General features: G+C 73.7%; 1 pseudogene. It reads left to right on the top strand.

Features of this window, described 5'->3' with window-relative positions:
* Window positions 1–396, top strand: a pseudogene (locus tag G3I71_RS49475) (acyl-CoA oxidase); the annotation flags it as partial.

Genomic DNA, 396 nt, shown 5'->3' with positions numbered 1-396 from the left:
TCACCGCTCTGCCCGGCGTACGGGTACGGCGGCTGCCCGGCCGCATGGGCTCCCCGGTCGACCACTGCCTCACCTCCTTCGACCGGTACTTCGTCCCGCGCGACGCCCTGCTCGCCGGGAAGCAGGGACGGATCGGCGAGGACGGACGGTTCACCAGCGAACTGGCCAACCGCAGAAGGCGGTTCCTCCTCTCCATCGGGCGCGTCACCCCCGGCAAGCTCTCCATGAGCGCCTGCGCGGTCGGCTCCGCCCGGGTCACCCTCGCCATCGCCGTGCGGTACGCCGGCCACCGGCTGGTCTCCGGATCGCGGGGCGCGCAGCGGGTGCCGGTCTACGCCCATCGCACCCACCACGGCCCGCTGGCCGGGGCGATGGCCACCGTCTTCGCGATGAGCC

Source organism: Streptomyces sp. SID12501 (genome assembly GCF_010550245.1).
Lineage (GTDB): Bacteria > Actinomycetota > Actinomycetes > Streptomycetales > Streptomycetaceae > Streptomyces.
Note: the sequence above shows the minus strand (reverse complement) of the source record. Positions and strands in the feature narration are given on the sequence as shown.